This window comes from Aquirufa sp. ROCK-SH2 (genome assembly GCF_054558315.1).
This window is the reverse complement of record NZ_JBPXKB010000005.1, coordinates 26,444-48,390: the sequence shown is the minus strand read 5'-3', so window position 1 is coordinate 48,390 and position 21,947 is coordinate 26,444. Positions and strand designations below refer to the sequence as shown.

18 protein-coding genes and 1 tRNA gene are annotated in these 21,947 nt (G+C 36.6%); 14 read left to right on the top strand and 5 right to left on the bottom strand.

Going from position 1 to position 21,947, the window contains the following annotated elements:
- Window positions 1-1,365, bottom strand: coding sequence for an adenylosuccinate lyase (gene purB / locus V7S79_RS10970; RefSeq protein ID WP_459490632.1), 1,365 nt, complete (start codon window positions 1,363-1,365; stop codon window positions 1-3).
- Between the two features lie 107 nt (window positions 1,366-1,472).
- Here purB and V7S79_RS10965 point away from each other — a divergent pair, with 107 nt between their 5' ends.
- A complete protein-coding gene (locus tag V7S79_RS10965) occupies window positions 1,473-2,501 on the top strand; it encodes a sensor histidine kinase (protein WP_459490631.1) in 1,029 nt (342 codons plus the stop codon).
- Between the two features lie 165 nt (window positions 2,502-2,666).
- Here V7S79_RS10965 and prfA read toward each other — a convergent pair whose 3' ends face one another.
- Window positions 2,667-3,737 (bottom strand): peptide chain release factor 1, encoded by a 1,071-nt coding sequence (prfA, locus tag V7S79_RS10960; protein ID WP_459490630.1) that lies wholly within the window; start codon window positions 3,735-3,737, stop codon window positions 2,667-2,669.
- A 94-nt stretch (window positions 3,738-3,831) separates the two neighbouring features.
- Here prfA and V7S79_RS10955 point away from each other — a divergent pair, with 94 nt between their 5' ends.
- A complete protein-coding gene (locus V7S79_RS10955) occupies window positions 3,832-4,296 on the top strand; it encodes a hypothetical protein (protein ID WP_459490629.1) in 465 nt (154 codons plus the stop codon).
- Window positions 4,297-4,372: 76 nt separating this feature from the next.
- On the opposite strand, the gene V7S79_RS10950 is transcribed toward V7S79_RS10955, so the two are convergent.
- Window positions 4,373-4,819 carry an META domain-containing protein gene (locus V7S79_RS10950; RefSeq protein ID WP_459490628.1) on the bottom strand — a complete coding sequence of 149 codons (447 nt, stop codon included), beginning with the start codon at window positions 4,817-4,819 and terminating at the stop codon, window positions 4,373-4,375.
- 34 nt (window positions 4,820-4,853) lie between these two features.
- A complete protein-coding gene (locus V7S79_RS10945; RefSeq protein ID WP_459490627.1) occupies window positions 4,854-6,047 on the bottom strand; it encodes a M20 metallopeptidase family protein in 1,194 nt (397 codons plus the stop codon).
- A 193-nt stretch (window positions 6,048-6,240) separates the two neighbouring features.
- Here V7S79_RS10945 and V7S79_RS10940 point away from each other — a divergent pair, with 193 nt between their 5' ends.
- Together V7S79_RS10940 and V7S79_RS10935 are read left to right on the top strand one after the other, a co-directional pair.
- On the top strand, window positions 6,241-6,759 hold the full coding sequence (locus tag V7S79_RS10940; protein ID WP_459490626.1) for an HNH endonuclease: 519 nt from the start codon (window positions 6,241-6,243) through the stop codon (window positions 6,757-6,759).
- Window positions 6,759-7,541, top strand: coding sequence for a DUF2520 domain-containing protein (locus tag V7S79_RS10935; RefSeq protein WP_459490625.1), 783 nt, complete (start codon window positions 6,759-6,761; stop codon window positions 7,539-7,541). The genes V7S79_RS10940 and V7S79_RS10935 overlap by 1 nt, the downstream gene beginning before the upstream one ends.
- A gap of 109 nt (window positions 7,542-7,650) precedes the next feature.
- Here the strand turns inward: V7S79_RS10935 and V7S79_RS10930 are convergent, their stop codons facing one another.
- Window positions 7,651-8,430, bottom strand: coding sequence for a Rossmann-fold NAD(P)-binding domain-containing protein (locus tag V7S79_RS10930; protein WP_459490624.1), 780 nt, complete (start codon window positions 8,428-8,430; stop codon window positions 7,651-7,653).
- Between the two features lie 131 nt (window positions 8,431-8,561).
- On the opposite strand from V7S79_RS10930, the gene V7S79_RS10925 reads away from it, so the two are divergent.
- The 10 genes from V7S79_RS10925 to V7S79_RS10880 all read left to right on the top strand — a co-directional run bounded on the left by V7S79_RS10925 (window position 8,562) and on the right by V7S79_RS10880 (window position 21,945).
- Window positions 8,562-9,809 carry a metallophosphoesterase gene (locus tag V7S79_RS10925; protein ID WP_459490623.1) on the top strand — a complete coding sequence of 416 codons (1,248 nt, stop codon included), beginning with the start codon at window positions 8,562-8,564 and terminating at the stop codon, window positions 9,807-9,809.
- Window positions 9,810-9,972: 163 nt separating this feature from the next.
- Window positions 9,973-10,043, top strand: a tRNA-Cys gene (locus V7S79_RS10920).
- Between the two features lie 528 nt (window positions 10,044-10,571).
- Window positions 10,572-11,777, top strand: coding sequence for a cytochrome c3 family protein (locus tag V7S79_RS10915; RefSeq protein ID WP_459490622.1), 1,206 nt, complete (start codon window positions 10,572-10,574; stop codon window positions 11,775-11,777).
- A gap of 45 nt (window positions 11,778-11,822) precedes the next feature.
- The gene (locus V7S79_RS10910; RefSeq protein WP_459490621.1) at window positions 11,823-14,864 is read left to right on the top strand and encodes a TAT-variant-translocated molybdopterin oxidoreductase; all 3,042 of its coding nucleotides are present in this window, start codon (window positions 11,823-11,825) and stop codon (window positions 14,862-14,864) included.
- Window positions 14,865-14,909: 45 nt separating this feature from the next.
- A complete protein-coding gene (gene nrfD / locus V7S79_RS10905) occupies window positions 14,910-16,310 on the top strand; it encodes an NrfD/PsrC family molybdoenzyme membrane anchor subunit (RefSeq protein ID WP_459490620.1) in 1,401 nt (466 codons plus the stop codon).
- Between the two features lie 29 nt (window positions 16,311-16,339).
- On the top strand, window positions 16,340-16,858 hold the full coding sequence (locus tag V7S79_RS10900) for a DUF3341 domain-containing protein (protein WP_459490619.1): 519 nt from the start codon (window positions 16,340-16,342) through the stop codon (window positions 16,856-16,858).
- Between the two features lie 39 nt (window positions 16,859-16,897).
- A complete protein-coding gene (locus V7S79_RS10895) occupies window positions 16,898-17,509 on the top strand; it encodes a c-type cytochrome (RefSeq protein WP_459490618.1) in 612 nt (203 codons plus the stop codon).
- 32 nt (window positions 17,510-17,541) lie between these two features.
- On the top strand, window positions 17,542-18,897 hold the full coding sequence (locus V7S79_RS10890) for a quinol:cytochrome C oxidoreductase (RefSeq protein WP_459490617.1): 1,356 nt from the start codon (window positions 17,542-17,544) through the stop codon (window positions 18,895-18,897).
- 34 nt (window positions 18,898-18,931) lie between these two features.
- Entirely contained in the window at window positions 18,932-20,014 is a 1,083-nt protein-coding gene (locus tag V7S79_RS10885) for a cytochrome c oxidase subunit II (RefSeq protein ID WP_459490616.1), read from the top strand.
- Window positions 20,015-20,046: 32 nt separating this feature from the next.
- Window positions 20,047-21,945, top strand: coding sequence for a cytochrome c oxidase subunit I (locus V7S79_RS10880; RefSeq protein WP_459490615.1), 1,899 nt, complete (start codon window positions 20,047-20,049; stop codon window positions 21,943-21,945).
- The last annotated feature ends 2 nt before the right edge of the window (window positions 21,946-21,947 follow it).

The window sequence follows — 21,947 nt, the reverse complement described above, 5'->3', positions numbered from 1 at the left end:
TTAATTTTCGTCTCTACCGACAAAATTGAAAGGACTAATCAACATTAATTCCTTTTTGATATCATCAGAAACATTCAAACCTTGGATAAAATTTTGGAATACCGCTTGGTCGATTTTACCATTATGACGTGTCAAGTCTTTCAAAGCCTCATAAGGTTTTGGGAAAGCCTCTCTTCTTAAAACAGTTTGAATAGCCTCAGCTATAACTACCCAATTATCTTCTAAATCCTGTTGGATTTTCTTTTCATTTAATTCCAATTTCCCCAATCCTCTTTGAAGTGAATTCAAGGAAATTAAAATATGTGCCAAAGGACTTCCAATGTTTCTCAATACAGTAGAATCCGTTAAATCTCTTTGTAACCTAGAAATAGGCAATTTAGCAGATAAAAATTCACACAATGCATTTGCGATGGCCAGGTTCCCTTCTGCATTTTCAAAATCAATAGGATTAACCTTGTGAGGCATAGCGGAGGATCCAATTTCTCCAGCTTTGATTTTTTGCTTGAAATAACCCATTGAGATATAAGCCCAAATATCTCTGGACAAATCGATTAAAATGGTATTTAATCGCTTTAAACCATCAAAATAAGCAGCAATATTATCGTAGTGCTCAATTTGTGTCGTGTATTTACTTCGAGTAATACCTAAATCTGCATGTAATTTTCCTGCAAAAGCCGGCCAATTGATTTCAGGAAATGAAACGTGATGTGCGTTAAAATTACCAGTTGCTCCACCAAATTTTCCCGTAAAAGGAACTTGCGCTAACAAATCTAATTGGCGATTCATTCTTTCCACAAACACCATCACTTCTTTCCCTAAACGAGTTGGAGAAGCTGGTTGACCATGTGTGTGAGCCAATAAAGGAATGTGTTTCCATTCTTCTGCATATCCAGCCAGAACTTCTACCACCGATTGATAAGCAGGTAAAATCAAGGCTTGATGAGCTTCAGCCATCGATAATGGAATAGCAGTATTATTTATATCTTGAGAAGTTAATCCAAAATGTATGAATTCTAAATAGGGAGTCAAGTCGCCATATTGAGCAGACATAGCCATCATTCTATCTTTGATAAAATATTCCACAGCCTTCACATCGTGATTGGTCACTTTTTCAGTTTCTTTGATCCATAGGGCATCTGACTCAGAAAAATCCAAATACATTTTTCTCAAAGTAGGAATCGCAGCTGATGGAAAAGATGCCAATGGGGCTAAAGGAATTTCACAAAGCGCGATAAAATACTCAATTTCAACTCTGACACGATATTGAATTAATCCAAATTCAGAAAAATAAGGAGCTAACGATTGAGTCTGACGACGATATCTACCATCTACCGGAGTAATGGCTGTTAATAAATTTAAATCCATACATTATTTTCAAAGCGCAAAGGTACAAAAAATGTGGTAAAATAGGATTTTAGATTAATTTTGTAAAAACGATCGCAACAATGCCCCATCGATTTTAACAATTTGCTATGCTAAGTCCAAGATACCTATCGGTTATATTAGCTTTTTTCATTGCCAGTGTGGCTACAGCCTTTATTTCGTTTTTACCTCAATCAGATGCTTTCACTTTGTTTGTCAGCTTTATCAGCTGCTTTATCTTCGGTAGTATTTTGATCTTTTTTGCATTAGACTACCTCGTTTTTCAAGAGGTTAACCAGCTCTATGACAGCATTAAACAAATCAAACAAAAAAACTTTGAGGTAATACCTCGTAAACAATTACTTGCTAAACAAAATCCGATTGAATTGTTAAGAAGAGAATTGGACACCTATGTAAGTAGCAAAGAAGATGAAGTAAAAGAATTAAAAAAAGCGGCCAAATACCGACAAGAATTTTTAGCAGATGTGTCTCATGAATTAAAAACGCCCATTTTTGCTGCTCAAGGTTTTGTTCATACGCTTTTGGACAATCCTGAAGAAGAAGAGGAAATTCGAATCAAATTCTTAGAAAAGGCTGCTAAAAGTTTAGACGGCTTGGATGTGCTTGTCAAAGATTTATTAACGGTTTCCCAAATCGAAACAGGCGCTGTAAAAATTGAAAAAAAGACCATCAATATCAAAACGGTCATTGCAGAAATATTTGAACAACTTGAATACAAAGCGAAAAGCAGAAAAGTCACACTTGCCATTAAAGCAGTAGATGGCCCAATCATGGTAAGAGCTGATTATCAAAGAATTTCACAAGTATTAACCAATTTAATTGTCAACGGAATCAAATACGGCAATAGTCCCGGAATTGTGGCTGTGGAAATAGAAGAAAGAAAAAAAATGATTGCTATCGCGGTAAAAGACAATGGTCCAGGTATTCCAGAAGAACATTTACCTCGATTATTCGAAAGATTTTATCGAGTAGATAAAAGTCGAGCGAAACAAAGTGGAGGCTCCGGACTTGGACTATCCATCGTAAAACATATCGTACAAGCCCACGGAAGTAAAATCTCCGTTCAATCGAAAATCAATAAAGGAACCAGTTTTGAGTTTAAATTGGAGAAAGCCTGAAAGAGGTAAAAGGTAATAGGCAAAAGGTAATAGGTAATAGGTAATAGGATTAAATACTAATAACTAATAACTAATAACTAATAACTAATAACTTCAACTCCTCAGCCATCGGTCTTATAAATCAAAACTTTTACCTCTTACCTATTACCTTTTACCTATTACCTCTCAACTCGCTCCTTCCGTTAATCTTTCTGCATTTTCAGCAATTCTCAATTGCTCAATGAATTCACCAATTTCACCATCCATTACGACAGGCAAGTTATAGACCGTAAGACCTATACGGTGATCCGTTACGCGGCCTTGAGGATAATTATAGGTACGTATTTTATCAGAACGGTCGCCTGAACCGACCATCGACTTTCTATTTCCAGCAATTTCAGCATTTCTTTTTGCCAATTCTATTTCATATAATCTGGAACGCAAGACAGTCATAGCCTTATCAAAGTTCTTGATTTGCGAACGCTCATCCTGGCATTGAACAACCAATCCAGTAGGAATGTGTGTCACACGAACCGCCGAATAGGTGGTATTTACCGACTGCCCACCAGCGCCTGAAGAACAAAAAGTATCTTTTCGGATGTCATTCATATTGATTTGCACATCCACTTCATCTGCTTCTGGCAAAACCGCCACAGAAGCGGCAGAAGTATGAATACGTCCCTGAGATTCTGTTGCAGGAACTCGTTGAACACGGTGTACACCAGATTCAAACTTCAATTTAGCATATACATCTTCTCCTTGAACAGAGGCAATGATTTCTTTAAATCCGCCAGCGGAACCTTCCGTAAAATCCATGATTTGGAATGTCCAGCCCATCTTTTCAGCATATCTTTGGTACATTCTAAACAAGTCGCCCGCAAAAATAGATGCCTCATCTCCCCCTGTTCCACCACGAACCTCCAAAATACAATCTTTGGAATCATTCGGATCTTTGGGAATTAACATTTCTTTCAATAAATCTTCTAATTCCTTTTGTTGAGGCAACAATTCTTCTAATTCCGCCTTCGCCATATCACGAAAATCCTCATCCTTCTCTGTCGCAATAACTTCTTTCGCCTCTTCAATCGAACGAATGACATTTTGATAGGTGATATATTGATCTACAATCTTTTGCAAATCCTTGTATTCTTTACTTAAGGTCTTGAATTTCTTTAAATCGGAAACAACTTCCGGCATAGCAATTTGTTGCTCTACTTCTAAAAATCTTTCACGGATGGCCTCTAACTGCTCCAGCATAATCTATTTAATATTTAAAAAACTTTGCAAAGATAACAATTAAATTCATTGACCTTTCTGCTCTACTCGATTACCTTTGTAGAAATCCCATTTTATGAAAAAGACCATCTTACTATTATTCCTATTTTCAATCAGCATCCATTCTTGCGATTTTTCTAAAAGAATAGACACCACAGCGGCTGTCAAAGAAATGAGAGCAAGAGAAGTGAAGCGAATTTTACCCCAAGATATTGTCTTAGAAACAGAACGATTGGGACAAATCATTCAAGGTAAATTAGAGAGATCCATGGATTCTAGTGCCCAAATTGCCCAAAAATATCATATCAGCATTGTAAATGGTACAGCGAAAGAATTAATCATCAAAGCAAAAGACCCAAAAATCAAAGAAACCTTGGATGCCATTGACTATAGCTTTAACCAAAACCAGGAAATCCCAGCAAGCATTCAAAAAAACACCCAAGGCGACAGTCTATTTTACTTTTTCATAAACCCCAAAAAACAAGTAATTATGTTGGGTTTCGCAAAAAAAGAAGTAGTGATGGGGATGGGGAAGATGTAAAAGAAGAGAGAAAAGAGAAAAGAGAAGAGAGAAAACATATTACCTATTACCTATTACCTATTACCTAATTACCTCATCAATTTTCCTCCAACCGAAAACTAGCCAATGCTTGGGAGCTGTTGGAGGAGAAAATCAATATATTTTCATTCAATTTAATTTGGGCGGTTTTTTCCAATAATTGGATAAATTGATTTTCTACTTCCATATTGACACAATACATTTTTGTCGCGCCTACATTTGAAAATACAATTTTGGTATTTTCACCCAATTGAAATGACCCAAACAACGTATTACAACCCGCTTTAGCACTAAACAGATCCTCCTTCGCATCAAATTTAATATAATAGGAATTAGCATCTCCATCAATGGATTTTGCATTCAATTCTGTCAAATGCCATTTTTTACTTCGGATATCAGAATAAGATACCACCGTGGAGGTGATTAATAAATTAGCAGGATTACTTTCCTTTTGACAAGATGTCATCAAAAAAATCACACCGAAGAAAAGAAATAATTTATTCATTTTGAATCTAAAAAATTAAAAGAATATTTTGGAATTAAATTTGACTCAATTCTTGAATGGCTAACCACGCCATTAATCCTGGGCCATGTTCCAAAGCTTGCTCATCTATATTAAAATTGGGGGTATGCACTCCATTAACAATCCCTCGCTCTTCATTGCGCACTCCTAAGCGATAAAAACAAGCATCTACATGGTGCGTATAGAACGCAAAATCTTCCGCGGCCATCCAAATATCCAAATCAATGACATTTTCTTCACCCATGTATTCAATCGCTGCTGATTTCATCCTTCTGGTTAATTCAGGATTATTTTGCAAAAATGGATACCCTTTTAACACCGTAAATTCGCAAGATCCCCCCATCGCTTCTGCTATTCCTTCTGCCAATTTTTTCATTTTAGCCAAACCTTCGGCTCTCCATGTTTCATCCATCGCACGGAAAGTCCCTTCAATTTTAACCTCATCTGGAATTACGTTCGTTGCACCGTTCGCAATAAATTTACCAAAAGTTAAAACAGAAGGTAATTTGGGATTTTTATTTCTTGAAATTATTTGCTGCATTGCTACGATAATATGAGAAGCAATTACCACAGGATCTATGCAATTGTCTGGCATGGCACCATGACCACCCAAGCCATTGACTGTCAAATACAATTCATCAGCACTCGCCATATACATTCCTTCTCTAAAACCAATTTTACCCACGGGAATATTCGTAGCAACATGCTGGCCTAAAATTCCATTGGGACGAGGATTTTCCAAGGCACCTTCTTCAATCATGATGCTTGCACCACCTGGGGCTTTTTCTTCCGCTGGCTGAAATAAAAGTTTCACAGTACCCTCAAAATCTCCTTTTAAGCTCTGTAATATTTTGGCTGTTCCCAACAAAGATGAAGCGTGAACATCATGACCACAAGCATGCATCACACCCGGATTTTGGGACTTATAAGGCAAATCATTGGTTTCTAAAATGGGCAAGGCATCTATATCAGCACGCAAAGCAACCACCTTTTTTTGAGGATTTTTACCTTCAATCAATGCAATCAGCCCTGTATTAGCTATTTTTTCAGATTTTATCCCATAAGAAGTCAATAGAGCTTCAATGAATGCCTGGGTTTGAAATTCATGAAAAGATAATTCTGGATTTTGATGTATATGCTGACGATTGGCAATCGTTTCCTTGGAATTCTGAATGGCCAATTGTTTGATTTTTTCTAAAATGGAAGACATACAAGGGTATTTATTTTACAAAGCTAATAAATTGTCAATGGTTAATCGCCAATTTGGCCGTAAAAAAGGACGATTCTTCCTGAATCATTTCGCTTTAAATTTTAGCCAATTACCTATCTATCAAATACTTATTTTTCGTAACTTTAAAAACAGATGGTTTGATTAAGTATTTATTCCTTAAATTCTTTTGCCAATGAGTCGGAAAGTTTTAGTATTAAATCAAGATTATTCGGCGTTAACAATATGTTCAAGCCCCAAGGCTTTTTTATTGGTTTATTTGAATAAAGCAGAGTTAGTAGCCGAGTGCAGCACAGAAAAACTACATTCCATCTCACAAACATTCCCTTATCCTTCCGTAATTCGATTGTATAAATATGTATATTTCCCATACAAAGGGGTAATGCTTACAAGGCAAAACATCTTCAAAAGGGACGAAAATACTTGTCAATATTGTGGTTCAAAAGAGCATTTAACTTTGGACCATGTGATTCCAAAATCAAGGCAAGGACGGACAACCTGGGACAATTTAATTACAGCTTGTAAATATTGTAATTCAAAAAAAGGTCATTTTACTCCTGAAGAAGCGGGCATGCAATTATTGCGCCAACCATATAAACCATCTTTTATTATGTTTTTGCGGAATTTTTCAGGAATTTTGGATCAACAATGGCTCCCATTTGTTGGATCTAAAAAGGAACAAATCATACAATAATGAAAATTTCGTTTATCGGTGCTGGAAATGTCGCGTGGAATTTAGCCCCAGCCTTGGAAAATGCAGGCAATAGTGTTCAAGAAGTTTTTAGCAGAAATCCTGCCAAAGCCAAAGATTTGGTTTCCCTCCTGTACAATGCTCAGGTCCAAGAACATTTAGATTTCTCGGAGTCTAATGCGACGGTTTTCTTTGTTTGTATTCCTGAAACTGCCTATGCACTGGTTTTGCCCGAACTATTGCTTCCCAAATATGCCACTTTAATACTTGTTTCAACGAGTTTCCCTTTAACAGAAGCGGCTACTTTATATGATCCCAATCGAGAAAGCACGAATCAAATAGGGGTATTTTACCCTTTGCAATTTTTTCAAAAAGCAAAAAAAATCAATTTGACGAAAATGCCAATTTGCATAGAAAGCTATTCGGAAGAAACGCAAGGAATTTTAATTCAATTGGCCAAAGACATCACTGATCTTTTGTATTTAGTGAATTCCGAAGAAAGAAAGAGAATTCATCTGGCGAGCCTAATGGCTGGAATTTTCACTCGTCAATTATTGAACCAAGCCAGAGAATTATTGAATGAAATTGAGTTAGATGCTACCTTGATTCAACCCTTAGTCAGCCATCAAATTCAAGCTTATTTCTCTGGACAACATGCTGAAAAAGATGCTGAAATCTCTCAACTCCCTAATACCCGTCAGACCTTCGATCATTTAGATATGATCAAAAGTGATGAAATGCAGGAAGTTTACAAGAACCTTATTAATCGCATTAAAAGGAAATAAGTTAGGAAGAGAGAAAAGAGGAAAGAGAAGAGAGAAATTAAGAATTGAGAAAAACAGTCTTAATGACTCTTAACGGCTTAATGTTTAAAAAAGAAAAAATCTATTTGTATTAAAAATTGATTGGATTAGGTTCTAAAAATGAATACCCTAATGCTTGCATCAACTTTTCCGATGAAACAAGTTTAAAGGAAGAGCAAACTCCTGGATTCCATATGGCTTTTGGCATATTTCTTCTCTCGCAATCCGCATCACCCACTTCCTTTTTAGAGGGATGTTCGGGAGCAACTACATTATAAATTCCTGAATCAAGATCGACTACAGTTCTTTCCAAAATGGCCAATACATCTTTTTGATGCACATAATTAACAGGACACTCCCCACCATCCATGATTTTCCCAGAAAAATATTTGGCCACATAACGCTCTTCACCCATCAAGCCACCCCAGCGAAAAATAATGGAATTACATGGTGCTGATGCAATGATTTTCTCTGCCTGAAGCATCAAAGAAGTTTCATCCACCTCAGACTCTTCATATACCCAAGAATTGTTGTTTTGATAAACAGAAGTGGAAGATAAAAAAATGATTTTTTTGACCTTATTGGGATTTATCTGTTGAATCCAATCACGAATCACACCCAAATAAAATTCCTCCGAATTCACTTTCCTTCGGGGTGGAATGGTCCAAATATGCACCTCTGAATCGCACATCGGTTCCCAATATTCCGGTAATTGATTTATTTCTGCTTTCCAATCTAGCTCGCTCAGATTTTCATTCGTTTCTAATGTTCGAAAAGAAGATTTAGATACATTCACAGTATGACCTAATCGTGCCAAATTTTTCGCTAAAGGATTTCCTACCCAACCACCACCAAAAATAGAAATTTGCATATTAAATAATTTGGGAACAATTTTAAACAATTATTTGTTAGTAAAATTTATGTTAAAAAAAACATACATCTTACATCATAAATCACAACATATTAAGTTCTGATAAAATTAGTAAATATTGAATCGAAAACATGAACAAATTGATATTCATACCATTGATGTCGCTTTTCCTTTTAGGAATTGACACCTATGTTTGGCAAGCCATCAAATTAGCCTTCAATAATACCTCCAATGAGACTCAAAACATTGTCAAATTTGTGTATTGGGGATTCACGGCGCTGGTGTTTTTGGGAATATTTGCTTACAATTTTTTACCCTTACATTTTTGGAAAAACGAGTTGAGGATTACCTTCATGGCGTTTATCATGATTTCCGTATTTTCTAAAATTTTCATCATTTTGTTTTTATTGATTGAAGATTTAACCCGTCTCTTGCGTTGGGGATTTCAACAAACAAAAAATGCGATTCAACCATCTGAAAATGGCATAAACAATATTTCCAGAAGCGAATTTATTGCCAAAACAGCCTTAGCAGTAGGTACCATACCTGCAGCCACATTTACCTTTGGAATTATTTCTGGAGCCCATGATTACCGTATAGAAAATGTCAAATTAAAAATTCCCAATTTACCGAAAGCTTTCAACGGCTTACGCATAGCGCAAGTTTCAGACATCCATTCTGGGAGTTTTTTCAACAAAACAGCTGTGCAAGGTGGGGTTGATATGATGATGCGAGAAAAAGCTGATTTGGTATTTTTTACAGGAGATTTAGTCAATAACGAAGCGAAAGAAGTCGAAGATTATTTCAACATGTTTTCCAAGATCAAGGCTCCTTTAGGGGTTTATAGCACTTTAGGAAATCATGATTATGGCGATTATGTAAGATGGAGTAGCCCAGCTGCAAAGAAAGAAAATCTGAAAAATTTAATGAAAGCACATGAATTAATGGGCTGGAATTTAATGATGGATGAAAATAAAATCCTTGAAGAGTCGGGAGAAAAATTAGCATTGATTGGAGTTCAAAACATTGGTATTGGTCGATTCCCTTGGTATGGCAATTTAGAAAAAGCTTACAAAGGAACCGAGGAGGCAAGTACGAAATTATTGCTTTCGCACGACCCGACTCACTGGAATGCCGAGGTGACAAAGAAATACCAAGATATAGACGTAGCTTTTGCAGGTCATACACATGGCTCACAGTTTGGTGTAAGCATTGGAGGATTCAGATGGTCTCCTGCTCAATATATTTACAAACAATGGGCGGGTTTATACAAAGAAGGAAATCAGCAATTGTATGTCAACAGAGGATTTGGATATTTAGGATATCCAGGTAGAGTGGGAATGCCTCCTGAAATTTCGGTATTTACGTTGACGACGTAGAAGAGAGAAGAGAGAAGAGAGAAGAGAGAAAAGAGAAAATTGGTTAAAAAAGAGTGACAAAAAGAGAAGATTTATTAAAGAGTATATTTACTTTAAGCACAATATTTTCCAAAATCATTTGTTCAATTATTAAAAAAAGACTAATTTTGTGTCCCGATTAATGGGCTTTGTGGCCGAGTGGCTAGGCAGAGGTCTGCAAAACCTTGTACAGCGGTTCGAATCCGCTCGAAGCCTCCCTAAAACCTTCCAATGAATTTTGGAAGGTTTTTTTTGTTTCACGATTAGGGAAGAGAGGAAAGCGAAGAGAGGAAAGAGAAAAGAATTGAGGAAAACAGTCTTAATCATTCTTAATGCCTTAATGTTTAAAAAAAAAGAAGAGAGAAAAGAGGAAAGAGAAAAGAGGAAAGAGAAAAGAATTAAAGGAAATAGTCTTAATCATTCTTAATGCCTTAATGTTTTAAAAAAAAGAAAAGAGAAAAGAGAAGAGAGGAAAGAGAAATGTAGAATTAAGAATGTAAAATTATTTGGATAGTAATTGGGAATTTCTTCTTTTCTCTTTCCTCTCTTCGCTTTTCTCTCTTCTAAAATCCTATTATCCAAAAATGTATTGAAAAAATACAAAATCAAGAATCTCTTATTTTGAAAAATTCTAAATAAGTGCCCACTTCTTAAAAAAACCTGAAAATCAATGCGAAATTAATTGTTTCCTAAAAAATCGGATTGTAGTTTTGCGCACTGAATTAAAATGAGAATTCTAATATTATGTTTTGCAAAAAAATAAGTCTCGTTACCCTTTTATTTTCTTTCGTGTTGACGTTTGCATTATCAAATTCAACATTAGCCCAAGATGCTGCAGAAGGAGAATCTTTATTTAAAAACAACTGTGCGGCTTGTCACTCTACAACAGACGAAACCCTTGTAGGGCCTGGTCTTAAAGGTGTTGGTGAGCGTCGTCCAATTGAATGGATCGTGAAATGGGTACACAATCCACAAGCAGTTATCGCCTCAGGTGATAAATATGCAAACGACTTGTATAACAAATTCAATAAAGCGGCAATGACTCCTTATCCGAACTTCTCTGAAGCTCAAATCAAAGGAATTATCGCTTATATTGATGCATCCAATGCAGCTCCAGCAGCAGCGGCTGCCGGTGCAGCGCCAGCAGAAGGTGCAGCAGCAGCGCCAGCACAGAGTTCAGGAGGCATCATGGAAGTATTATTAGTTGCCCTTTTAGCAATTATGGTATTGGTGTTAATCGCTTTATTATCTATCGTTAATTCATTAAGTAAGTTATCTACAGCAAATGCAGATGCTGAAACTCCATTTTTTCAGAAATTAGCAGAAAATGCGAAGCAATTAGCAGCAAATTCATCTGTTAAAACGGGTGTTATTGTTTTAGTATTGTTATTAGGTGGTAAAGCAACCATCGATTCTGCTTACGGAGTAGGTATTCACCAAGGATACGCGCCAGAGCAACCGATTAAGTTTTCTCACAAATTACACGCAGGACAATATCAAATCAACTGTAACTACTGCCACACAGGAGTTTACGATGGAAAAGGTGCTAACGTGCCTTCGGCAAATATTTGTATGAATTGCCACAATGCCATCAAAAGAGAATCACCAGAGATTCAAAAAATCTATTCAGCTTTAGAAAAAAACGAGCCAATTCAATGGGTTCGTGTTCATAATTTACCCGACTTAGCTTATTTTAATCACTCTCAACATACAAATGTTGGAGGTTTAGAATGTAAGAATTGTCATGGTGATATTGAGAAAATGGAAGTTGTAGAGCAACGTTCTACTTTAACGATGGGATGGTGTATCGATTGTCACCGTGAAACAGATGTTAACTCAAAAGGTAATGCGTATTACGACAAATTGGTTGAAATCCACAATAAGGATAGCAAAACTCCATTAAAAGTTCAAAACATCGGTGGTTTAGAATGTTCTAAGTGCCATTATTAATAGTATTATAAAAGATTCAAAATTATTCTGAATAAGAAAGATTATATGGAAAATTCGAACAAAAGGTATTGGAAAGGAATTGAGGAGTTAACCAATGAGCCATCGTTTGTAAAAAATATCCACAATGAGTTTGGCAATATGCCCTCTGAGAATGATGCTAAAGGAGAATCTTTAGTAGACGGATCAGGTACTCATCGTCGTGATTTTTTAAAGATGTTAGGTTTTGGTGTAGCTGCGGTTTCATTGGCAGCTTGTGAAGCACCAGTTAAAAACACCATCCCTTATTTGAACAAACCGGAAGATGTTGAACCAACTATCGCCAACTGGTATGCTTCAACTTATGTTGATGGTGGTGAATACGCTTCCATTTTGGTAAAGACTCGCGAAGGTCGCCCAATTAAAATAGAAGGAAATAAACTTTCTTCTGTTTCTAAAGGTGCCTTATCTGCAAGAGCTCACGCTTCTGTTCTTAGCCTTTATGATAACGAGAAATTAAAAGGACCTCAAGCCGCTGGCAAATCAACGGATTGGGCTCAATTAGATAAAGAGTTTGTTGCTAAATTATCAGCAGTAGCTGCTAAAGGTGGTCAAATTAGAATTGTTTCTAATACCATTCTTTCTCCAACTACTAAAAAAGTAATTGGCGATTTTATCTCCAAATATCCAACGACTCAACATGTGGTTTATGATGCCAATCCAGCTTATGGTTTGACTCAAGCACATGGTGGAATTTTACCAAGCATTGATTTCAGTAAAGCAAAAACCATCGTTTCATTAGGAGCTGACTTCTTAGGAACTTGGGTGGCTCCTACTGAATTTGCTGCTCAATGGGCGATTACTCGTCGTGTAAGTTCTGAAAAAGGTGGTAAAAAAGACATGTCTCGTCATTATCAATTTGAGACAATCTTATCTAACACAGGAGCAAATGCAGATTATCGTTCTACTTACAAACCTTCTCAAGAAGGTTTAGTAGCAGTCGCTTTATATAATGCTGTAGCTAAGTTGACAGGTGCTTCGGCCATCGCTGGTTCAAGTGTTAAAATTGATCATTTAGAAAAAGCAGCGAAAGATTTAGTAGCATCTAAAGGTGCATCTATCGTTGTTGCTGGTTCAAATGACCCAGAAGTTCAAAAAATAGTTGTAGCAATCAACGCATTAGTTGGTGCTTACGGAACAACAATCAATACAGCTGCACCCGTTAATTACCGACAAGGTAATGATATGGCAATGGCTAATTTCATCAAAGAAGCAAGCGCAGGTTCAATCGCTGCAGTAATCTTCTATAATGCTAATCCAGTTTACAATCACCCAATGGGTGCTGCTTTAGCAAAAGCTTTGCCAAACATCGGTTTAAGTTTAGCGACCAACGAAAGAGCAGATGAAACAGCTTCATTATGCCAATTCAATGCTCCAGATTCGCATTATTTAGAATCTTGGAACGATGCAGAACCAAAAGCTGGATCTTATTCATTAACTCAACCAACCATCTCTACCATTTTCAAAACACGTCAAGCACAAGATAGTTTCTTGACTTGGGCTGGAATTGCAGGAGACTATGCAACTTATTTAGAGCGCAATTGGGAAGCAACTATCTTAAAAGGTGGTGCTGTTCAATGGAAAGCTGCATTGCATGATGGTGTATTCGGATCATCTGAAATTGTATCAAGTGCGAGCCCATCGGTAGATGTGAATGCTTCTGCTGCTGCAATCTCAAAAGCATACAAAGCAAATTCGTCTGATTTAGAAATTGCTGTTTACGAAAAAGTAGGTTTAGGTACAGGTTCTCAAGCCAATAACCCTTGGTTACAAGAATTCCCTGAGCCAGTTTCAAAAGCATGTTGGGACAATTATGCATCTATTTCGCAACCAACAGCAAGCAAATTAAAATTAAAGCAAGGAGACGTAGTTAAAGTTAGCGCGAAAGGTTACGAAGTAACTTTGCCAATTTTAGTTCAACCAGGTCAAGCTTCAGATACTATTGCCATCGCTATCGGATACGGTAGAACGAAAGCAGGTAAATCAGCCGACGGAGTTGGGGTAAATGCTTATCCTTTTATTTCTGAAATTAACGGTGCTTGTGTAGGAGTTTGTACACAAGGAGTTAGCTTGACACCAACAGGTGATGAAAAAGCAATCGCTCAAACACAAACTCACCATACAGTAATGGCTCGTCAAGCAGTTGTTCAAGAAACTGTTTTAGGAGCATTTGTTAAAAATCCATTATCAGGAAGATACAAACCAGAGATTAGTACTGCAGAAGGTAAAAAATCTGCGATGGACATTACGCTTTGGAATGGTCACAAGTATGAGAACCATGCTTGGGGAATGGTAATCGACTTAAATACATGTACAGGATGTTCAGCTTGTGTGGTTTCTTGCTCAGCTGAAAACAACGTACCAGTGGTAGGTCGTCAAGAGGTAATTAATCGTCGTGAAATGCACTGGATGCGTATCGACCGTTATTATTCTTCTGATGCAGAAGTTGAAGACATCCACGGATTAGAAATTGCTTCTGATAATCCAGAAGTAGTATTCCAACCAATGTTATGTCAACATTGTAATAATGCACCTTGTGAAACTGTTTGTCCAGTATTGGCAACCACACACTCTTCAGAAGGTTTGAATCAAATGACTTACAACCGTTGTATTGGTACTCGTTACTGTGCAAACAACTGTCCATACAAAGTTCGTCGTTTCAACTGGTTCCGTTATTTCCAAACAGATGATTTTGATTTCCATTTCAACAATGACTTAGGTCGTATGGTGATTAACCCAGATGTAACAGTTCGTTCTCGTGGGGTTATGGAAAAATGCTCTATGTGTGTTCAAAGAATCCAAGAGGGTAAATTAACAGCGAAGAAAGAAAAGAGAAGACCAGTAGATGGAGAAATCCAAGTAGCTTGTGCACAATCTTGTCCAACTAATGCAATTACCTTTGGAGATATGAATGATCCAGCATCTGAAATCTCAAAATTATTAGCGGTTGAAAGAGAAGGTAGAGCTTACGGTGTGATTGAAGAAATCAATGTTAAGCCGAACATTTCTTATTTGATGAAAGTAAGAAACAAAGAAGCTCATAAAGCATAATTGCAGAATTAAGAATTTTAAAACGTAATAAACTATAATAAATATATGTCGCACGTTGTATCACCCATAAGAGAGCACCTAGTAACAGGAGGCAAATCTTATTCAGATGTTACCCACGATATTTGCAAGCAGGTAGAGGGAGAACCAACCAAAGAATGGAAATGGGCTTTTGGTATTTCAAGCATTATCTTTGCCTATGGTGCTTATTGCCTATTTTATACTTGGTGGCAAGGAATTGGAGTATGGGGCTTAAATAAAACTGTCGGTTGGGCATGGGACATCACCAACTTCGTATGGTGGGTGGGTATCGGTCACGCGGGTACTTTGATCTCAGCTGTATTATTATTGTTCCGTCAAAAATGGAGAACATCCATTAACCGTTCTGCAGAAGCGATGACCATCTTTGCTGTACTTTGTGCTGCATCATTTATTTTGGCTCACATGGGTCGTCCTTGGTTAGCTCATTGGGCTTTACCATTACCAAATGCCTTTGGTTCATTATGGGTTAACTTCAACTCACCATTGGTTTGGGACGTATTTGCGATTTCAACTTATTTATCTGTTTCTTTATTGTTTTGGTACATGGGTCTAGTTCCTGATTTGGCAACTATCCGTGATAGAGCAACAACAAAAGGAAGAAAATTCTGGTATGGATTGTTCAGCTTAGGCTGGAATGGTTCTGCTAAAACTTGGGCTAGATATGAATACATGTCATTGATTTTGGCAGGTATCTCTACTCCCCTAGTACTTTCAGTACATACAATTGTATCAATGGACTTTGCAACATCTGTAATTCCAGGATGGCATACAACCATCTTCCCTCCATACTTCGTGGCGGGTGCGATCTTCTCTGGATTTGCCATGGTACAAACATTGTTGTTGATTACTCGTGTCGTATTTAAATTAGAAGATTATATCACAATTGAGCATATTGAAATGATGAACATCATCATCACCGTAACAGGTTCAATTGTTGGTATCGCTTATTTAACAGAGTTTTTCATCGCTTGGTATTCTGGAGTTGAATATGAAAGTTATGCTTTCATCAACCGTGCAACTGGTCCGTATTGGTGGGCATATTGGATGATGATGACATGTAATGTAATTTCTCCACAATTATTTTGGTCAAAAAGCATTCGTACGAACTTATTGGTAAGTTTCTTCTTATCTATCGTGGTAAACGTGGGTATGTGGTTTGAGCGTTTTGTAATCATTGTAACATCTTTACACCGTGATTACATCCCATCTTCTTGGGCAATGTTCTCTCCAACGATGTATGATATTGGTGACTACATCTTCTCTTTTGGTTTATTCTTTACTTTATTCTTCTTATTTGCTAAGTTTTTACCGGTAGTAAATATGGCTGAAGTTAAATCAGTAATGAAAGGAGTTTCAACCAACTTCCCAGCTAAAAAAGCAAAGAAGGAAAGTAAAAGCGCAGAATAAGAAAATTTGAAATCAGAAATTAACACATTATGAGTTCTACAAGTAATTACATTTTAGGAGTTTTTGATGATGAAGACGAAGTTTTACACGCTGTTAGCGAAGTAAAAGCCAAAGGCATCAAAATTGAAGAGGTATATACTCCTTTCCCTATTCACGGTTTAGATACTGCTATTGGACATGCACGTACAAGACTACCTATCGCGGCATTTATGTTCGGATTTTTAGGATTCGTTTGTGCTCAGGCATTAATCAATTATACCATGGTATTTGATTGGCCAATGATCATTGGTGGTAAAGATTTCTTTGCATTGCCAGACTGGATTCCAATTACTTTTGAAGGTACGGTATTATTTACAGCCTTTGGAATGGTAACTACATTCTGTATTTCAAATGGTCTATACCCAGGAAAGAAAATAGATGTATTAGATCTTCGTATTACAGATGATCGTTTTGTAATGGCCATCGACTTATCTAAAAACAAAGTAAGTCAAGAAGATATTACAAAAGCCTTGAAAAATTCAGGAGCTGTTGAAGTAAATGTTAAATAATTAATCAAGAACAAATTGTTCAAGAAGAAGAATAAAAAGATGTTTAATCAAAGCAACAAAGTCGTTATTTTAGCAGGATTGGTAATTGGATTACTAAGTTCATGCGGTAAAAATCCAAACGATACCGGTACAGAATTTGCACCCAATATGTATCATTCGGTCGCTTATGAACCGATGACGCAAACAGAAGGTGATACAAATACCATCAATCCATACGGAATGAATATGCGTCAACCCGTAAAAGGCACGATAGCAAGAAATAAATTCGTTGGTTCAGATAGCATTAAAAAAGCATTTTTGAGTCAAGATTTGATTTCAAAAACAATTCCAAATGATAGTATTTCCTATTCAGAAAAATTATTGAGCAACCCAATTGCGGCAACTCCAGAAAACATTGAAGCAGGAAAACTACAGTATGAAAGATTCTGTCAACATTGCCACGGTGAAGCAGGTAAAGGAGATGGTTTAGTTGCTAAACAATACAAAGGTGTTCCTGTATATTCAAGTGATGCCTTAAAAACAATGAACGACGGACATATCTATCACGTGATTACACATGGAAAAGGTAGAATGTGGCCACATGGTTCACAAATTTCTTCTGCAAATCGTTGGAAGATCGTACTTTATGTACATGAATTACAAAAACAATAGGATCAATTTTTAATTATTAAATAGAGATAAAGATGGCGGGACATTCACATTTTTCCCCAGCAAATGTAGAAGAGCATTTCGAATTCACTTCTGAAGGCAAAAAGAGAATCATTTATGCTTTCGTTGCGGGACTAGTTGCTTTAATTGTTGGAATTTACCTTTTATCCAAAGGCGAATCTGGTGGACATGAAGTTGCTAACGCAGGTCACGAAGCAGTAAAAGCTGGTCATGAAGCAGCAGCAGAACATTTATCTGGTGGAGCGGCATCACATCAAGCAAATTCACATTACGATTGGACCAATAGAATTTGGGCAAACGTGTGGTTGAATGGAGTATTCTTTACAGGAATTGCTGTCATAGGAATGTTTTTTGTTTCTATACAATATTTAGCAAAAGCAGGTTGGTCTTCAGTTGTAAAAAGAATTCCAGAAGCTTTCCCTAAGTTTTTATATGTTACTTTCCCTATTTTGTTATTGGTATTCATTTTCAAAGGGGATGTGATTTTCCACTGGATGCACCATGGTGTTACGGAAGTAGGAAGTGAAAACTACGATAAAATCATTGCTGGAAAATCAGGCTATTTGAATAAAACATTTTTCATTGCAAGATTAGTAGCTTTCTTCGTTTTATGGTTAGGTTTATGGACAACCATCCGTAAAAAATCATTGGAAGAAGATTTAAACGGTGGAACTGAAACATTTTATCAAATGGTGAAAATTGCAGTTGCATTCATCGTAGTAATGGGTATTTCTAGTTCAATGTCTGCTTGGGATTGGGTGATGTCAATTGACACACACTGGTTCTCAACCATGTTCGGCTGGTATATGTTCTCTTCTTGGCATGTAACAGGTTTAGCAGTTATTACGTTAACTATTTTATATCTGAAAGATAAAGGCTACATGCAATATGTAAATGATTCACATTTACATGACTTAGGTAAATTCATGTTTGCATTCTCTATCTTCTGGTCTTATGTTTGGTTCTCACAATTCTTATTGATTTACTATGCTAACTTCCCAGAGGAGACCATTTATTTCTTAGAAAGATGGGAAGGTCATAACAAAATTTATAAAGCTTCAGAAGTTTTAAACATTTTCTTTAACTTTTTAATGCCTTTCTTAGTTTTAATGACAAGAGATGCAAAAAGAACAAGAATCTTCTTAAAAATTGCGTGTTTCTTTATCATTGGAGGACACTACATCGATTTTTATCAAATGATAATGCCAGGTGTTTTAGGACCTCACGGAGGTTTTGGTTTAGTTGAATTTGGAATGGTAACAGTATTTGCTTCTGCATTTATCTATATCATCTCTGATGAATTAACAAAAGCATCTTTGGTGGCAAAGAATCACCCATTCTTACCAGAGTCATTACACCACGATATTTAATATTTTAAAAAGAACGATTCAAAAATAAAATCTTATGAATTACCTGATTGGTCTTTTATCCTTAGTATTCTTCACTTTAGCGATTGTTGTAATCAGCAAAAGCTTGAAGCTAAATAAAAATTTAAGTGGCGACGAAGCTGAAACAGCTTTGGATTCAAGCAACAACTCAAATGCGATCGGAATGTTACTATTCTGGTTATTGGGAACAATTGCAGGGGTTTGGTCATTCTTACATTCACAACCAGACTTTTTGCCAGTTGCGGCATCAGAACATGGAGTAGATACAGACAGAATGTTCTGGGTATCTATGAGCATTGTAACTTTTGCATTTTTCGCTACCAATACTTTGTTATTATTCTTTGCTTATAAGTACAGATATAACAAAAATAGAGTTGCTACTTTCTATCCAGTGAATCACAAATTAGAAGTAATCTGGACAATCATTCCAGCAATCGTCATGGCAATCTTAGTATTTACAGGTTGGAGAACATGGAGAGATATTACTTCTCAAGCACCAAGCAATTCTGAAGTCATTGAAATCACAGGTCACCAATTTGGATGGTATGTTAGATATGCGGGCAACGATGATAACACTCTTGGTAATTTTAATTTTAAATTAATTGATGATACGAATAGCATCGGTATCGATTTTACAGATAAGAATTCATTTGACGATTTTACAGCAACTGAATTACACCTTCCAAAAGGAAAGCCTGTATTATTGAAAATCAAAGCACAAGACGTATTACACTCGGTATATTTACCTTTCCAACGTGTAAAAATGGATGCGGTTCCAGGTATGCCGACAAAATTCTGGTTTACCCCGACCATTTCAACAGAAGAAATGCGTGCTAAACTAGGTAATAGTGAATTCAACTTTAAATTAAACTGTACAGAAATTTGTGGTAGAGGTCACTTTGGTATGGCCATCACTGTTTTTGTAGATGAGCCTGCTGATTATGCAAAATGGAAAGCAGAACAAAAGCCATTCCTAACTTTGAACCCTACTTATATGGACAAAGTACCAGCGAATTTAAAAGCGAAAGCACAGAAATATTTTGTACCTGCTGAACCAGCTTCAGTAGATAGTACAGCAACAGAAGTAACTGCAAAATAATTAAGAACAGAAGAAAGTAAAACGATATACTTATGTCAACTGCAACTACACACGCCGAAGAAGTTCACGCACATGCTCACGATCATGACCATGAGCACGAGCATCATGAATTAGGATTCATCAGAAAATACATCTTCTCAGAAGATCACAAAGTTATTGCTAGACAATACCTTATTTCTGGTATCTTATGGGCGTTCATTGGAGGATCATTATCCATCATTTTCCGTTTACAATTAGGTTTTCCAGATATGAACTTAGATTGGTTAAAGCCAATTTTAGGTACATGGATTGACGAAGGTGGAAAATTAGACAAAGAATTTTATTTAGCCTTAGTTACTATGCATGGTACCATCATGGTATTCTTTGTATTAACGGCTGGCTTATCGGGAACATTTTCTAACTTCCTAATCCCATTACAAATCGGTGCAAGAGATATGGCCTCTGGATTCATTAACATGTTATCCTATTGGTTCTTCTTTTTGTCATCGGTTATCATGTTCTGTTCTTTATTCTTAGAGACAGGTCCCGCATCAGGTGGTTGGGTAATTTATCCACCATTAAGTGCCTTGCCTCAAGCAATGCCAGGTTCTGGTTTAGGTATGACTTTATGGCTAACAAGTATGGCATTCTTCATTGTATCATCATTAATGGGTGGTATCAATTATATCTGTACAGTAATCAATTTACGTACAAGAGGTATGACTTTCACAAAAATGCCTTTAACAATCTGGGCATTTTTCTTTACTGCTGTTTTAGGTTTATTATCTTTCCCAGTATTATTATCAGCAGCGTTATTATTGATTTTTGATAGAAGTTTCGGTACTTCATTTTACCTTTCTGAAATCTATATTCAAGGACAAGCTTTACCAAATATGGGTGGTAGTCCAATCTTATACCAACACTTATTCTGGTTCCTTGGTCACCCAGAGGTATACATTGTATTACTTCCAGCATTAGGTATGACTTCAGAAATCATTGCTACCAATTCTAGAAAACCTATCTTCGGATATCGTGCTATGATTGGTTCTATGATGGGTATTACGGTATTAGCCTTCATCGTTTGGGCTCACCACATGTTTGTAACAGGTATGAATCCCTTCTTAGGATCTGTATTTATGTTCTTAACATTAATTATCGCTGTACCATCCGCTGTAAAAGCTTTCAATTATATCACTACGCTTTGGAAAGGTAATATCATCTTTACTCCAGCCATGTTATTTTCAATCGGTCTAGTATCCTTGTTTATTTCTGGTGGTGTTACAGGTATTATTTTAGGTAACTCAGCTTTAGATATCAACTTACATGATACGTATTTCGTAGTAGCTCACTTCCACTTAGTAATGGGTGCGGCATCTTTCTTCGGATTAATGGCAGGAGTTTACCACTGGTATCCAAAAATGTTTGGTAGAATGATGAATAAAACAGCAGGTTATATTCACTTCTGGTTTACTTTCATTGGAGTATATGCGGTATTCTTCCCAATGCACTACACAGGTATTGCAGGTTTCCCTAGAAGATATTATTCATTCACCGCTTTAGGAAATAATGCAGAAGCTGCATTTACAGATTTAAATGCTTTTATTTCTATCGCCGCAATTGTAACGTTTTCTGCACAAGCGATTTTCTTTATCAATTTCTTCTACTCTATGTTTAAGGGAAAGAAAGCAACTGAAAATCCATGGAACTCAAATACATTAGAGTGGACAACACCTGTAGAACCAGGACACGGAAACTGGCCAGGAGAAATTCCAGCTGTATATCGTTGGCCTTATGACTATAGCAAACCAGGTTCTGCAACAGACTTCATTCCTCAAAATGTACCATTCTCTGCAACTCCTGAATCAAATCTTCCAGAAGAAAATGAGGAAATTGCAAAAGAAAAGGATATTGAAGGTTTATTAGCAGCACAGAACGAGAGTTATAATCGTTAATA

What these genes read in the sequence shown, in the direction of transcription:
- purB (WP_459490632.1), bottom strand. Translation starts at nt 1,365, where the DNA reads ATGGATTTAAATTTATTAACAGCCATTACTCCGGTAGATGGTAGATAT.
- V7S79_RS10965 (WP_459490631.1), top strand. Translation starts at nt 1,473, where the DNA reads ATGCTAAGTCCAAGATACCTATCGGTTATATTAGCTTTTTTCATTGCC.
- prfA (WP_459490630.1), bottom strand. Translation starts at nt 3,737, where the DNA reads ATGCTGGAGCAGTTAGAGGCCATCCGTGAAAGATTTTTAGAAGTAGAG.
- V7S79_RS10955 (WP_459490629.1), top strand. Translation starts at nt 3,832, where the DNA reads ATGAAAAAGACCATCTTACTATTATTCCTATTTTCAATCAGCATCCAT.
- V7S79_RS10950 (WP_459490628.1), bottom strand. Translation starts at nt 4,819, where the DNA reads ATGAATAAATTATTTCTTTTCTTCGGTGTGATTTTTTTGATGACATCT.
- V7S79_RS10945 (WP_459490627.1), bottom strand. Translation starts at nt 6,047, where the DNA reads ATGTCTTCCATTTTAGAAAAAATCAAACAATTGGCCATTCAGAATTCC.
- V7S79_RS10940 (WP_459490626.1), top strand. Translation starts at nt 6,241, where the DNA reads ATGAGTCGGAAAGTTTTAGTATTAAATCAAGATTATTCGGCGTTAACA.
- V7S79_RS10935 (WP_459490625.1), top strand. Translation starts at nt 6,759, where the DNA reads ATGAAAATTTCGTTTATCGGTGCTGGAAATGTCGCGTGGAATTTAGCC.
- V7S79_RS10930 (WP_459490624.1), bottom strand. Translation starts at nt 8,430, where the DNA reads ATGCAAATTTCTATTTTTGGTGGTGGTTGGGTAGGAAATCCTTTAGCG.
- V7S79_RS10925 (WP_459490623.1), top strand. Translation starts at nt 8,562, where the DNA reads ATGAACAAATTGATATTCATACCATTGATGTCGCTTTTCCTTTTAGGA.
- V7S79_RS10915 (WP_459490622.1), top strand. Translation starts at nt 10,572, where the DNA reads ATGTTTTGCAAAAAAATAAGTCTCGTTACCCTTTTATTTTCTTTCGTG.
- V7S79_RS10910 (WP_459490621.1), top strand. Translation starts at nt 11,823, where the DNA reads ATGGAAAATTCGAACAAAAGGTATTGGAAAGGAATTGAGGAGTTAACC.
- nrfD (WP_459490620.1), top strand. Translation starts at nt 14,910, where the DNA reads ATGTCGCACGTTGTATCACCCATAAGAGAGCACCTAGTAACAGGAGGC.
- V7S79_RS10900 (WP_459490619.1), top strand. Translation starts at nt 16,340, where the DNA reads ATGAGTTCTACAAGTAATTACATTTTAGGAGTTTTTGATGATGAAGAC.
- V7S79_RS10895 (WP_459490618.1), top strand. Translation starts at nt 16,898, where the DNA reads ATGTTTAATCAAAGCAACAAAGTCGTTATTTTAGCAGGATTGGTAATT.
- V7S79_RS10890 (WP_459490617.1), top strand. Translation starts at nt 17,542, where the DNA reads ATGGCGGGACATTCACATTTTTCCCCAGCAAATGTAGAAGAGCATTTC.
- V7S79_RS10885 (WP_459490616.1), top strand. Translation starts at nt 18,932, where the DNA reads ATGAATTACCTGATTGGTCTTTTATCCTTAGTATTCTTCACTTTAGCG.
- V7S79_RS10880 (WP_459490615.1), top strand. Translation starts at nt 20,047, where the DNA reads ATGTCAACTGCAACTACACACGCCGAAGAAGTTCACGCACATGCTCAC.